This window comes from Afipia sp. GW823-FHT06G09, assembly GCF_058794875.1.
The window spans coordinates 517375-530574 of sequence record NZ_JBXAHF010000002.1; the positions used below are offsets into that span (position 1 = coordinate 517375).

The window sequence follows — 13200 nt, forward strand, 5'->3', positions numbered from 1 at the left end:
AATAAAGGGTAAGCGCGGGGTTAGTTGCGCATGATCTGATCGGAAAACCGGTTCCCACTTTTCCGGATCATGCGTTACGCGCTCACGCCCACTCCGATCGGGCACGACACACCGGTTCCACCGAGACCGCAGTAGCCGGCGGGATTCTTCGCCAGATATTGCTGATGATAGTCCTCGGCAAAATAGAACTCGCCAGCCGGTTTGATCTCGGTGGTGATCGAGCCATACCGCTTGGCGTTGAGCGCCTTGTTATAGGCGTCCTTCGACGCCAGCGCCGCCGTCATCTGCGCGTCGCTGGTGGTGTAGATCGCCGAGCGATACTGCGTGCCGATGTCGTTGCCCTGACGCATGCCCTGGGTCGGATCGTGACTTTCCCAGAACGTCTTCAGCAGCGCGTCGTACGACACCTTCTTCGGATCGAACACCACCAGCACCGCTTCGGTGTGGCCGGTGCGGCCCGAGCAGGTCTCTTCATATGTCGGGTTCGGCGTCACCCCGCCGGCATAGCCGACCGCGGTCACATAGACACCGTCCATTTCCCAGAACTTGCGTTCGGCGCCCCAGAAACAGCCGAGACCGAAAACCGCAGTCTCAAGGCCTTCCGGATAAGGCCCCTTCAGCGCGTGCCCGTTGACGAAATGGGTTCTCGCCGTCGGCAACGCGGTCGCGCGGCCCGGCAGGGCATCGGCGACGCTCGGCAGATCGAGGGGTTTGCGGGAGAAGAACATGGCGTGCTCCTTACGGGTTCGCGTCTCTCTATATGGCCTCTACGCGGCAATTGTCAGAGCGTTACGGACGGACGGCTCATCATATGTCCGGCATCGCCCCTTGAAATATCCGCGATCCGGTTTTGCCGTCCGCCCGCCAGGCGAATTCCCTTGCGGCAGGCCGCCGCTCAGTTTCGGGAATAACCGATCAACGGCTTCGAGGGCCGGAACAGCAGCATCAGCACGATACCGAGAATGCCCAGAACCGCCCAGGCCGGCTGGTTGAGCAGAAGCTTCATCACGCTGCTCCAGAGCAACGGCGAAACGCCCTCGACCATGGCCTGAAACGACTGCTGGCTGGCCTGGTTGATGTCGTTCCAGAGCTCTCCGAGCCGCGTAATCCGCAGGGTCTGGTCGGCAATGGTCCGGGCTCCGTCGTAAACCAGCGACAGGAAGCCGATGACCAGCAGAAACAGCCCAATCAGACGAAAAAACCCACGGATCATCATTCACCCCATTTATTTCAATCACTTCGCCGGTCCCGGCGGGCGCCCCACCCGGCCCCGGAAACCCCAAAATGGGCCCGGAAATCGTTGACGGTGCAGGCCAGTATCCCTATAAGAACCCGCAACTGGCGGCGGGCGCAATCCTGCCGCCGATGTTCTTTAAGAGTGTGTTGTTTGGACAGGCTCTTTGCGAAGAACATTTTCAGGACCACCGATTTTCACCCATCATCGGCCGAACGGTCGATAGCGATCAGCCCGGCGGCTCACAACGACTGCCGCGGTCTGACGGACCGAGAGAAACCGAGAGACCATGGCCAATACCACCTCCGCCAAGAAGGCGACTCGCAAGATTGCTCGCCGCACCCTGATCAACAAATCGCGCCGCACCCAGATGCGCGGTTCGGTTCGCAACGTCGAAGAAGCCATCAAGAAGGGCGATCGCGCCGCCGCTCTCGAAGCGATGAAGAAGGCCGAGCCGGATCTGATGCAGGCTGCGCAGCGCAACATCATTCACAAGAACAACGCGAGCCGTAAGGTGTCGCGCCTGACGCATCAGATCGCCAAGCTCGCCAAGTAAGTTCCGCGGCGCACGCGTCTCGAAAAACTGATCTTCAAAAAGATCGTCTGCAAAAGCCCGGCCAGCGCCGGGCTTTTTCTTTTGCACGTGCACCATCACGCGCAAACAATCTCCGGCATGTGACAACGCGAGCGGCACGCGAACACCATTCAAAATGCGCAAGCCAACGGCACGCACCGCGCCTTCGACATTTTGAAAATGCAAGCGCGTTGATGCGCCGGCCTTGAAGCGCGCGCTGGGGTTACCCTGTTCTGCCGATCACAAAAAAACACGCTTGGCGAAGGCCTTATCGGCATAGCGGCGGACAGCAGTTGGAAAACGCATGCGTCGCCTGAGGAATCATAAATTATTTATGAAGGAAGTTTTGCCGATTGCTCCATTTGTGACAGTTGTCCGACTTTTCGAATCTGCGCACAGATTCAAAACCTTGCTGTTTTGTCATGAACCGCTCGGTGTTTCGCATCAGCGGCAAGTCGCGCTTTGAGCGCGCGATGCGAAATCAATTTCGTTGCGAGCCGCAGCGCCTCGTGTATTTCTTATTACGTCGCGTCGCCCACGGCTCTCTTGATCAGCGCGGTTTGAGACTCTTGGGCGGGCATGCAAGTCAGTTGGTCTGCAAGTTAGCGACGCTTTCCTAGCGATGGTCGGGCCTGAGCTCACGTGAGTTGTGAGAGCGGTCTTCTGTTCGAAAAATTTCTCCGCCGCGGCGACCGGATCATTCCGGGCTCCGCGTAACAAAGCGAGAAACCCCGCAGAGGAAAAACCCACCGGCTTGAAGGCAGGGGATAGGTTTGGACGGGCAAAACGAAGCGGCGGCTGAAGCCTGATCAGTCAACTGGTCGGGCGAAACAAAAGACTAGAACAGATCAAGGCGATAACAACTTGCCATGGTTTTCCCGTGGCAGGAGGGGGAATTTCTATGTCCAGCAGTCAGAGCAGGCACATCGACTTTACAGCAATCATTTCCAGCGAATTCATTTCAGCGAGCACTCCAGCCGCGCCCTGCGGTCCGCCACCTCATTCCAGTACGCGCTAACGCGACACGCGTTTCCTTCCCAAAGCTGAGCGATGCCCGCGGCGGTCAGCGCCGAACGGCGGAGCGTCTGCAAGTGACGGAAGAAGCGCATGTCAGCGGGGAGCACCACCACGGCAATGGCCGAACCACAACTCAATCAAAAGATCAGAACGCAAATGACAATCTCGGCAGAATCAATCCCGGCAGGCATCGAACTGGCAGACATCGAGCGCGATCAGTGGGCGCGCTTCAAAGGACGGCTGCGGACCAACGTCGGCGAGGATTTTTACACGAGCTGGTTTGCCCGCATGGACCTCGAGCGCATTCATGATGACTGCGTTCACATGACGGTCCCGACCAAGTTCCTGAAGAGCTGGATCCAGGCGCACTACGCCGACCGGGTTCTCGCCTGCTGGCAGTCGGAAGCGCCGAGCGTGAAGCGAATTGAACTGACCGTGCGCACCGCGATGCGCTGCGCCGTGCCGGTGAAGGACGCCAAGGCGCCGCAGGACCTGCGCCGGCCGGAACTCGGCACTGGCGCAAGCCGCCCTGCCCCCGAATTGCGCAACACCGCCACCGCGCCGGTGTCCGCAAGCCATGACGCGCTCGGCGGATCGCCGCTCGATCCACGCCTGACCTTCGCGACCTTCGTGATGGGCCGCTCGAACACGCTGGCGCATGCCGCCGCGCGTCAGGTCGCGGAAGGCCGTCGCGGCGACAGCGTGATGTTCAACCCGCTCTACATTCATGCCGGCGTCGGCCTCGGCAAGACCCACCTGCTGCAGGCCGTGACCTGGGCCGGGAATTCAAATCCCGAGCGCAAGGTGCTGTACCTGACCGCCGAGAAATTCATGTACGGCTTCGTCGCCGCGCTGAAATCCCAGACGGCGCTCGCCTTCAAGGAAGCGCTGCGCGGCATCGACGTGCTGGTGATCGACGATCTTCAGTTCCTGCAGGGCAAGTCGACCCAGTCCGAGTTCTGTCACACGCTGAACGCGCTGATCGACGCCGGCCGTCAGGTCGTGATCGCGGCCGATCGTCCGCCGTCCGATCTGGAAAGCCTCGACGACCGCGTGCGCTCGCGCCTCGCTGGCGGTCTCGTCGTCGAGATGGGTTCGCTTGGCGAAGAACTGCGGCTCGAAATCCTGAAGTCGCGCGTGTCGGCCGCGAAGGCACATCACGCCACCTTCGATGTGCCGATGCCGGTGCTGGAATATCTCGCCAAGACCATCACCCATAACGGCCGTGACCTCGAAGGCGCGATCAACCGCCTCCTCGCTCACAGCAAGCTCAATGCCACCGCCGTGACGCTGGAAATGGCCGAGCGCGAAGTGCGCGATCTGGTCCGGCCGATGGAGCCGAAGCGGGTCAAGATCGAGGACATCCAGCGCGTGGTCGCCCGACAGTACAATGTCAGCCGTTCCGACCTGCTCTCCTCGCGCCGGACCGCCAATGTGGTCCGCCCGCGTCAGGTCGCGATGTATCTGGCCAAGACACTGACGCTGCGCTCCCTGCCCGAAATCGGGCGCCGGTTCGGCGGCCGCGATCACACCACGGTCCTGCATGCGGTGCGCAAGATCGAGGCACTGGTCGCCAAGGATGTGTCGCTGTCCGACGAGGTCGAACTGCTGAAGCGCCAGCTTCAGGAGTGATCCAGCCCCGCCCGGGTTGGAAAAACCTGAGATAACAAAGGGGGAAAGCCGCCTTCCGGCGGCTCTCGCCCTTGCGCTTCGCGTTCAACCGCGCCACCTTACGGTCCCCTGCGGCCCCGGCGAAACTCCCATTTTGCCGGTTCGCAGGGTTCAGTCGCCGCGGCGCGCTGTCCAGTCGCCCGGCACCTCCAATCACGCTATGGACTTGGGATCGGGCGGAATTGTCATGAAGGTTACGGTCGAGCGGGCGCAACTCCTGAAATCGCTGAGCCACGTCCATCGCGTGGTCGAACGCCGCAACACAATTCCGATATTGGGCAACGTGCTGATCCGCGCCGACAAGTCGCGCCTCAGCCTGAAGGCCACCGACCTCGACCTTGAAGTGACCGAAACGCTGGCGGCTGAAACCGCGACCGGCGGATCGACCACCGTTCCGGCCCACATGTTCTACGACATCGTGCGCAAGCTGCCGGACGGCTCGCAGATCGTGCTGGAAGGCGACGGCGATCGCTCCGTGCTGGCGATCCGCGCGGGGCGCTCGCGCTTCACGCTGCAGACCCTGCCGGAAAGCGATTTCCCCGATCTCGCCGCCGGCGACATGACCCACTCGTTCACGCTGGCCGCCGCGGACATGAAGCGGCTGATCGACCGCACCCAGTTTGCGATCTCGACCGAAGAAACCCGCTACTACCTCAACGGCATTTATCTGCACGCGGCAGGCGCCGCCAAGGCTGCCACGCTGCGGGCGGTCGCGACCGACGGTCATCGCCTCGCGCAGGTCGATTTGCCGCTGCCGAAGAGCGCCGAGGGCATGCCTGGCGTCATCGTACCGCGCAAGACCGTCGGCGAAGTGCAGCGCCTGATCGAGGACAACGAGGCCGAACTGAAGATCGAACTGTCGCAAGGCAAGATCCGTTTCACCATCGGCGATGTTGTGCTGACCTCGAAACTGATCGACGGCACATTCCCCGACTACGGCCGCGTCATTCCGCAGAACAACGACAAGGAACTGATCGTCGACAAGAAGGATTTCGAGGCGGCGGTGGACCGCGTTTCGACGATTTCCTCGGAGCGTGGCCGCGCCGTGAAACTCGCGCTGTCCGCCGGCAAACTGGTGCTGTCGGTGACCAATCCCGATTCAGGAAGCGCGACGGAAGAACTCGAAGTCGAATACGCCGCCGACCCGCTCGATATCGGCTTCAATTCGCGCTACCTGCTCGACATCGCGGCGCAGATCGAAGGCGAGGTCGCGGTGCTGCGCCTTGCCGATCCAGGCTCGCCGACGCTGGTGCAGGACAAGGACTCCAAGGGCGCGCTTTACGTCCTGATGCCGATGCGGGTGTAGTACGCCCAGAACAGACTGCTGCGCTTTCCCCTCTCCTTGTGGGAGAGGAGACCTGAGGTGCGATCTCGCAAAACTGAAGATCGTCATTGCCGGGCTTGACCCGGCAATCCATCATCTTCGAATGAGCTACTGGGTTTACATCCTTGCCAGCAGGCCGGGCGGCACCCTGTATGTGGGTGTTACCAACGATCTGGTACGGCGCATCTATGAACACCGTGAAGGACTCGCTGAGCGTTTCAGCAAACGTTATGACGTTAAAGCGCTCGTCTATTTCGAGCAGCATGACACTATCGCTGCCGCACTCCAGCGCGAAAAAACATCAAACACCGGTCGCGCGAGTGGAAGATCGATCTAATCGTCGCACAGAATCCTGATTGGAACGATCTTTATAGTGAGATTGTCCGCTAACGCGGACGATGGATTGCCGGGTCAAGCCCGGCAATGACGGTTCGGGGTTTCAGAGCGGGCGCATTGGGCTATATCACCACCATGACCGTCTCCCGCATTCTGCGCCTCAGTCTCACGCACTTCCGCAACTACCGCGCGGCAAGCATGGACGTGCGCGGCGATGTCGTGGTGCTGGTCGGCGCCAATGGGGCGGGCAAGACCAATTGCCTGGAGGCGATTTCGTTTCTCGCGCCCGGCCGCGGCCTGCGCCGCGCCACGCTCGATGACGTCGCGGATATCCAGGGCGATGGCTCGTGGGCGGTCTCCGCCGAGGTGGAAGGCGAACTCGGCCTTGCGACGCTCGGCACCGGCATCGATGCCCCGCGCGCCGACGGCGCATCCTCGCCCCGCCGCGTGCGCATCGACCGCGAGCCGGTTACCTCCGCGGCGGCCTTTGGCGATCATCTGCGCATGGTCTGGCTGACGCCGGCGATGGACGGCCTGTTCATGGGCGCCGCATCGGAGCGCCGGCGTTTCTTCGACCGTCTGGTGCTGGCGATCGACAGCGAACATTCCAGCCGCGTCTCGGCGCTGGACCGCGCGCTGCGGTCGCGCAACCGCCTGCTGGAAGACCGCAACTTCGATGCGCACTGGTGCGACGCCATCGAGCGCGAAACCGCGGAACTTGCGGTCGCGGTCGCCGCCCAGCGCGGCCAGACATTGCAGCGATTGAGTTCGATGCTGGCCGCGCGCGGTTCGGCGTCGGCATTTCCATCCGCCCTGATCGCACTGGATGGCTGGATGGAGAACGCGCTGCTTGCCGACACGGCCATCGCCGTCGAGGATCGCTATCGCGAAATACTGCGCGAGAGCCGTGCGAAGGATGCAGCCGCAGGCCGTACGCTGAACGGGCCGCACCTGACCGATTTGCAGGTCATCTACGCACCGAAGAACATGCCGGCACGCGACGCCTCCACCGGCGAACAGAAAGCACTCCTGATCGGGCTGGTGCTGGCCCATGCCACGCTTGTGGCCGAGATGACCGGCATCACGCCACTCCTGCTGCTCGATGAAATCGTCGCCCATCTCGATCCCAATCGCCGCGCCGCGTTGTTCGACGAACTCGCGGCGCTGGGTGCGCAGGTCTGGATGACTGGCGCCGATCCGGCGGCGTTCGCGGATATCGGTGCGCGCGCGGATGTCTTCGAGGTCGATGCGGGGACAGTAAAGCGCCGCCCGCGCGATTGAATCAGGCGGCAATCCCGCTGCCGGAGACCCTCTTTCGGGCGGTCCGAATCAGGCTTTTCCACAGCCCCGAAAATGCCGTTTCGGAGCCTTGAAAAACAGCCTGAAAACCCCATCTATTCAATAGCTTGCGGGACGTCACTTTGTCCTAGGAGCTTGTCTGTTTTCATGGCACAAATCGACAATCGAAGGCGCATTTTTCGCGGCCCGATTCGATCTTTCTGCCGAACCACTTTCGAAGGCCACTCATGACCGAACCAGCCCGGCAAACCAGCGCCGAACCTGTCTCCAATCCGGGTGCGGAATACGGCGCTGAATCGATCCGCGTGCTGAAAGGTCTCGACGCCGTTCGCAAGCGTCCGGGCATGTATATCGGCGACACCGATGACGGCTCCGGTCTGCATCACATGGTGTACGAGGTCGTCGACAACGCAATCGACGAAGCACTCGCCGGTCACGCCACGCGCGTCGAAGTGATCCTCAATCCCGACAACTCGGTCACCGTGCGCGATGACGGCCGCGGCATTCCGACCGACATTCACAAGGGGGAGGGCATCTCCGCAGCTGAAGTCATCATGACCCAGCTCCATGCCGGCGGAAAATTCGACCAGAACTCCTACAAGGTCTCCGGCGGTCTGCACGGTGTCGGCGTCTCCGTCGTCAACGCGCTCTCCAGCAAGCTCGAACTGCGCATCTGGCGCGGCGGCAAGGAGCATTACATCGCCTTCGCGCACGGCGATGCCGTTGCGCCGCTGAAGGTTGTCGGCGACGCCGCCGAGGGCAAGCGCGGCACCGAAGTGACGTTCCTCGCCTCCAGCGACACCTTCAAGAACATCGAATACGATTTCGCCACGCTGGAGCATCGCCTGCGCGAACTCGCGTTCCTGAATTCGGGTGTCAACATCACGCTGTCCGACATGCGCCACGCTGTCGAGAAGCGTGAGGAGCTGTTCTATGAGGGCGGCGTCGAGGAATTCGTCAAATATCTCGATCGCAACAAGAAGCCCGTGGTGCCGACGCCCATCGTGATGCGCGCGGAGCAGAACGGCATCAGCGTCGAAGTCGCGATGTGGTGGAACGACAGCTACCACGAGAACGTGCTCTGCTTCACCAACAACATTCCCCAGCGCGACGGCGGCACCCATCTGGCGGGCTTCCGCGGCGCGCTGACGCGTCAGGTCACCGGCTATGCCGATGCCATGGCCAAAAAGGAAAAGATCGCGCTGACCGGCGACGACTGCCGCGAAGGCCTCACGGCCGTTCTGTCGGTGAAAGTGCCGGACCCGAAGTTCTCGTCGCAGACCAAGGACAAGCTGGTGTCCTCGGAAGTGCGCCCCGTGGTCGAGAACGTGCTCAACGAAGCACTCGCCGCGTGGTTCGAGGAGCATCCCTCCGAGGCCAAGACCATTGTCGGCAAGGTGGTGGAAGCCGCGGCCGCACGTGAAGCCGCGCGCAAGGCGCGCGAACTGACCCGCCGCAAGGGCGCACTGGATATCGCGTCGCTCCCCGGCAAGCTCGCCGACTGCCAGGAGCGCGACCCGGCGAAGTCCGAACTGTTCATCGTCGAGGGTGACTCCGCAGGCGGCTCCGCCAAGCAGGGCCGCAACCGCGAGTTCCAGGCGGTTCTTCCGTTGCGCGGCAAGATTCTCAACGTCGAACGCGCACGCTTCGACAAGATGCTGTCATCGGAGCAGGTCGGCACGCTGATCACCGCTCTCGGCACCGGCATCGGCCGCGATGACTTCGACATCTCGAAGCTGCGCTACCACAAGATCATCATCATGACCGACGCCGACGTCGACGGCGCGCATATCCGCACGCTGCTGCTGACGTTCTTCTTCCGCCAGATGCCTGCACTGATCGAAGGCGGCTACCTCTATATCGCCCAGCCGCCGCTCTTCAAGGTGACGCGCGGCAAGTCCGAGCAGTACCTCAAGGACGAGCGGGCGATGGAGGACTATCTGATCGAGACCGGCCTTGATGACTGCGTTCTCAAGCTGTCGTCCGGCGAGGATCGCAAGGGCCGCGATCTTCAGGCCTTGCTGGAGGACGCACGCGTCATCCGGGGCATCCTGAACAGCCTGCATAGCCGTTACAATCGCACCGTGATTGAGCAGGCCGCGATCGCCGGCGTGCTCAGCCCTCATGTGATCGGCAACATCGAGACCGCCAACCAGGCCGCCGACTACATCGCCAAGCGCCTCGATGCGCTGGCCGACGAGGTCGAACGCGGCTGGGTCGGACGCTTCACCGAGGGCGAAGGCTATTTCTTCGAGCGCACCGTGCGCGGCGTCAAGGATGTCGCCATCATCGACGACGCGCTGCTCGGCTCCGCCGAGGCGCGCAAGCTCGATGAGTATGCGGGACGGCTGCAGGAGGCTTATCCGCGCAGCGCCGTGCTCCGCCGCAAGGACGCCGAAACGCCGATCCACGGACCGGTCAGCCTGTTCGAGGCCGTCACCGATGCCGGACGCAAGGGCGTGACCTATCAGCGCTACAAAGGCCTCGGCGAAATGAACCCGCAGCAATTGTGGGAGACGACGCTCGACGTCAATGCCCGTTCGCTGCTGCAGGTCAAGGTCAAGGAAGTCGACGCCGCCGACGACATCTTCACCAAGCTGATGGGTGATGTGGTCGAACCGCGCCGCGAGTTCATCCAGGACAACTCGCTCGACGCCAACGTGGACGTGTAAGGCACTTAATGGCCAGCAAGAATGATACGTTTTCGAACCACGTTGCTGACAAGCTAAGTTATTACGTTTATCGGCTTATTGATCCGAGAAACGGAGAAACATTCTACGTCGGCAAAGGTCTAAAGAATCGAGTCTTCGCCCATGTAAGGGGTGAATTGGATGCCGACGACGATTCGCTTTCAGAAAAGATTCAGCGAATTCGCCAGATTCGATTGAGCGGATTTGCAGTGGCACATGTCATTCACCGCCATGGGTTAACTGAAGATCAGGCATTCGAAGTTGAAGCAGCGCTGATTGACGCATATCCGCAAACCACCAACCAGGTTGGAGGGAGAGCATCGGACGAACGCGGTCTGATGCATGCTAAGCAGATTATTGAGCGATATGAAGCGCCCGAAGCTGTTTTCGATCACAAGGTAGTTCTAATTACGATCAACCGGTCCGCTGAAGAAAGACAGAGTATTTACTCGGCAGTTCATTATGCTTGGAAGATAGATCCCAAGAAAGCCGCCAAGGCAGAGTTCGTTCTCGCCGTCCGCCAAGGTTTGATTGTTGGTGTTTTTGTTGCTGAAAAATGGCTCGAAGCGACGACACAGAATTTTCCAGGGACCGCAGCAGACCGCCCCGGCAGATGGGGATTTATTGGCCGCGAGGCACCTGCAACGATTGCAAGCTTGTATTTACGGAAGCGCTTGCCAGATACAATGCGCAAGAAGGGCGCGGCTAATCCCGTGAGATACCTGCTCGACCTGAAGTGAACCCGCCTGTTTAGACGTATTCGAGAAGCCACGTATACCTATAATGGCGCCACCTCTACTTCCGTGGTCGCCCTGCGACATTGCGCGGGTCATCATTTGGCCGAGCGCTTTGTGCTAGAACCGCATCATGACATCCTTCGACAAGGCTGAAGACGGCGGCGTAGCCAGCCTGAACAGTGCCGCGCGCGGCGCGGTCGCGATTGAATTCATCGAAACCATCAGGCTCGCCCTGCCCATTGCGCTGACGCAACTGGGGCAGATTGCCATGATGACCACCGATCTCGCGCTGATCGGACGTCTCGGCGACACTGCGGTTGCCGCCGCCTCGCTGGCGCATACCGTGTTCTTCGTCGCCTTCGTGATCGGCATGGGGCTGGTGTCCGCCGTGGCGCCGCTGGCCGCACAGGCGCTGGGCGCGCGCCAGCCGCGCATCGTCCGCCGCGCCCTGCGTGTCGGGCTGTGGGCGGCGCTGCTGCTGTGCGTGCCGATGATGCTGCTGCCGCTGTTCGGCGAGAAGATTCTCCTGATGCTCGGCCAGGCGCCGGAGAACGCCCGCCTCGCGCAGCGTTACCTGCTCGGTCTCGCGCCCGGCATGGCGCCCGCGCTGTGCTTCATGGCCATCCGCAATTTCATGGGCGCGGTCAACCGTCCCGAGCCCGGTCTCTGGATCACCCTGGCCGCGATCCCCGCCAATGCGGTGCTCGGCTATGCGCTGATCCATGGCCACTGGGGCATGCCGAAACTGGAACTGCTGGGCGCAGGCGTTGCGACGACCACCGTGAACTTCGGCATGTGTGCCGCTGCGCTGTGGTTCACCTATAGCCAGCGCCCGTTCAGGAAATTTCACGTGCTCGGACATTTCTGGCGGAGCGACTGGCCGTTGATGCGCCAGCTCGTCATCATCGGCGCGCCGATCGCGGTGTCGTTCCTGCTGGAATACGGACTGTTCTCCGCCGCCGGTCTGCTGATGGGCCTGATCAGCACGACGGCGCTGGCGGCGCATCAGATCGCGCTGCAAATCGCGGCTATCCTGTTCATGGTGCCGTTCGGCATCGGCATGGCGGCCACCGTGCGCGTCGGACAGGCGCTGGGGCGGGGCGACACGCTGGCGATCCGCCGCGCCGGCGTCGCCGCGATTGTGCTCGGCATCGTCTTCATGACGACGATGACCCTTGCCGTGATCGTCGTGCGATTTGATCTGGCCGGATTTTTCTTCGGTGATACGCGGCAAGGTCTGGCCGCGATTGAACTGGCCGCGACCCTGATGCTGGTCGGCGCGACATTCTTCATCGCCGACGGCATCCAGACCGTGGCCGCCGGTGCGCTGCGCGGTCTCAGCGATACGCGCATTCCGCTGCTGCTTGCGGCCATCAGCTACTGGCTGGTCGGCTTCACCGCGGCCTGCGGGCTCGCATTCTGGACTGATTTGGGCGCAATCGGTGTCTGGATCGGCCTGTCGATCGGAACCGGTATATATGCCATCCTGCTCGTGCTGCGCTTCCGCACCCTGACGCAGCGGCTGAGGTTGCAACATGACCGGTCAGGCTCTTAGCGTTCAGGAACTCAACACCGATGCCGGGATGCAAGGTTTGCTTCCCGGCGCGCAGTTCGCCGATGCATTTCGGATTGCGGTAAGTGACGACACCCTCACCGCCCGGCAGGCGGCGGAGCGGATGTTTCTCCGTCTGCCGCGCTGGATCGACACCCTGATGAGATTGCGGAATCTTGTCGTGGCGCCTCTTGGCCTCAAGACGCCCACGCATACGAAGGCCATCGCCGCGAACTCGATCGGGCCGTTTCCCGTCATCAGCGAAACGCCGCAGCGGCTGGTGGCGGGCTTCGACGACAGGCATCTCGATTTCCGTGTGATCGTTGATGTTGCCGACAACCCGCCCCGCTGTCAGGTCACCGCGACCACGCTGGTGATGACCCATAACCTGCTCGGCCGAGTCTATCTTGCGACCATCATGCCGTTTCACCGGATCATCGTTCCGGCCATGCTGCGGCAGGTCTGACGCGCATCGAACCTGGCCGCCCCTTGACACGGATCAAAGGCAAATGAACCCCGGCGCGCTATCGGACTTCTGGCACCCGCAAAGGGCGGCATGTGCAAGGGAGTCCGGTCATGTCCTTATTTGTGCGTTTGCTGCTCACGCTGGCGGCTCCGATCACCGCGCTGTTTGTCGCCCGCGATAGCCAGCACTTCGACATCATCCAGACCTTGATGGCCACTGTGATCGCGACCATCATTGTCGCCGTTTTCGCGTTCTGGCCCTACATCCGGAAGTCCAAGACCTGATCCGATATTTGGCCAG

At 61.7% G+C, this 13200-nt stretch carries 11 protein-coding genes and 1 pseudogene; 10 read left to right on the forward strand and 2 right to left on the reverse strand.

Going from position 1 to position 13200, the window contains the following annotated elements; all coding sequences use genetic code 11:
* Positions 1–74: 74 nt before the first annotated feature.
* Complete coding sequence (gene msrA / locus AC1Q67_RS10045; RefSeq protein ID WP_492234231.1) at positions 75–728, reverse strand: peptide-methionine (S)-S-oxide reductase MsrA; 654 nt, start codon at positions 726–728, stop codon at positions 75–77.
* 167 nt (positions 729–895) lie between these two features.
* Positions 896–1213: a hypothetical protein gene (locus tag AC1Q67_RS10050; protein WP_024575699.1), complete on the reverse strand. Its 318-nt coding sequence runs from the start codon at positions 1211–1213 to the stop codon at positions 896–898.
* A 310-nt stretch (positions 1214–1523) separates the two neighbouring features.
* On the opposite strand from AC1Q67_RS10050, the gene rpsT reads away from it, so the two are divergent.
* The 10 genes and pseudogenes from rpsT (at position 1524) to AC1Q67_RS10100 (ending at position 13184) form a co-directional block, all read left to right on the forward strand.
* On the forward strand, positions 1524–1790 hold the full coding sequence (gene rpsT, locus AC1Q67_RS10055) for a 30S ribosomal protein S20 (RefSeq protein ID WP_006023567.1): 267 nt from the start codon (positions 1524–1526) through the stop codon (positions 1788–1790).
* A gap of 1230 nt (positions 1791–3020) precedes the next feature.
* Positions 3021–4457, forward strand: a complete 1437-nt coding sequence (gene dnaA, locus AC1Q67_RS10060) for a chromosomal replication initiator protein DnaA (RefSeq protein WP_024575698.1) — start codon at positions 3021–3023, stop codon at positions 4455–4457.
* 226 nt (positions 4458–4683) lie between these two features.
* Complete coding sequence (gene dnaN / locus AC1Q67_RS10065; RefSeq protein ID WP_492234230.1) at positions 4684–5802, forward strand: DNA polymerase III subunit beta; 1119 nt, start codon at positions 4684–4686, stop codon at positions 5800–5802.
* A gap of 121 nt (positions 5803–5923) precedes the next feature.
* Positions 5924–6210: pseudogene (locus AC1Q67_RS10070) on the forward strand (GIY-YIG nuclease family protein).
* A gap of 81 nt (positions 6211–6291) precedes the next feature.
* Entirely contained in the window at positions 6292–7437 is a 1146-nt protein-coding gene (gene recF / locus AC1Q67_RS10075) for a DNA replication/repair protein RecF (RefSeq protein WP_492235671.1), read from the forward strand.
* A gap of 245 nt (positions 7438–7682) precedes the next feature.
* The gene (gene gyrB / locus AC1Q67_RS10080) at positions 7683–10127 is read left to right on the forward strand and encodes a DNA topoisomerase (ATP-hydrolyzing) subunit B (RefSeq protein WP_024575695.1); all 2445 of its coding nucleotides are present in this window, start codon (positions 7683–7685) and stop codon (positions 10125–10127) included.
* Positions 10128–10135: 8 nt separating this feature from the next.
* Positions 10136–10885 (forward strand): LEM-3-like GIY-YIG domain-containing protein, encoded by a 750-nt coding sequence (locus AC1Q67_RS10085; protein ID WP_492234229.1) that lies wholly within the window; start codon positions 10136–10138, stop codon positions 10883–10885.
* A 127-nt stretch (positions 10886–11012) separates the two neighbouring features.
* A complete protein-coding gene (locus AC1Q67_RS10090; protein WP_492234228.1) occupies positions 11013–12437 on the forward strand; it encodes an MATE family efflux transporter in 1425 nt (474 codons plus the stop codon).
* Positions 12418–12900 carry a DUF2867 domain-containing protein gene (locus tag AC1Q67_RS10095; protein WP_492234227.1) on the forward strand — a complete coding sequence of 161 codons (483 nt, stop codon included), beginning with the start codon at positions 12418–12420 and terminating at the stop codon, positions 12898–12900. Before AC1Q67_RS10090 ends, AC1Q67_RS10095 begins: the two co-directional genes overlap by 20 nt.
* A gap of 110 nt (positions 12901–13010) precedes the next feature.
* Complete coding sequence (locus AC1Q67_RS10100; protein ID WP_192817758.1) at positions 13011–13184, forward strand: hypothetical protein; 174 nt, start codon at positions 13011–13013, stop codon at positions 13182–13184.
* Positions 13185–13200: the final 16 nt, after the last annotated feature.

Bases quoted from the DNA above. Each gene is read 5' to 3' on its own strand.
- msrA (WP_492234231.1), bottom strand. From the start codon at position 728: ATGTTCTTCTCCCGCAAACCCCTCGATCTGCCGAGCGTCGCCGATGCC.
- AC1Q67_RS10050 (WP_024575699.1), bottom strand. From the start codon at position 1,213: ATGATCCGTGGGTTTTTTCGTCTGATTGGGCTGTTTCTGCTGGTCATC.
- rpsT (WP_006023567.1), top strand. From the start codon at position 1,524: ATGGCCAATACCACCTCCGCCAAGAAGGCGACTCGCAAGATTGCTCGC.
- dnaN (WP_492234230.1), top strand. From the start codon at position 4,684: ATGAAGGTTACGGTCGAGCGGGCGCAACTCCTGAAATCGCTGAGCCAC.
- recF (WP_492235671.1), top strand. From the start codon at position 6,292: ATGACCGTCTCCCGCATTCTGCGCCTCAGTCTCACGCACTTCCGCAAC.
- gyrB (WP_024575695.1), top strand. From the start codon at position 7,683: ATGACCGAACCAGCCCGGCAAACCAGCGCCGAACCTGTCTCCAATCCG.
- AC1Q67_RS10085 (WP_492234229.1), top strand. From the start codon at position 10,136: ATGGCCAGCAAGAATGATACGTTTTCGAACCACGTTGCTGACAAGCTA.
- AC1Q67_RS10090 (WP_492234228.1), top strand. From the start codon at position 11,013: ATGACATCCTTCGACAAGGCTGAAGACGGCGGCGTAGCCAGCCTGAAC.
- AC1Q67_RS10095 (WP_492234227.1), top strand. From the start codon at position 12,418: ATGACCGGTCAGGCTCTTAGCGTTCAGGAACTCAACACCGATGCCGGG.
- AC1Q67_RS10100 (WP_192817758.1), top strand. From the start codon at position 13,011: ATGTCCTTATTTGTGCGTTTGCTGCTCACGCTGGCGGCTCCGATCACC.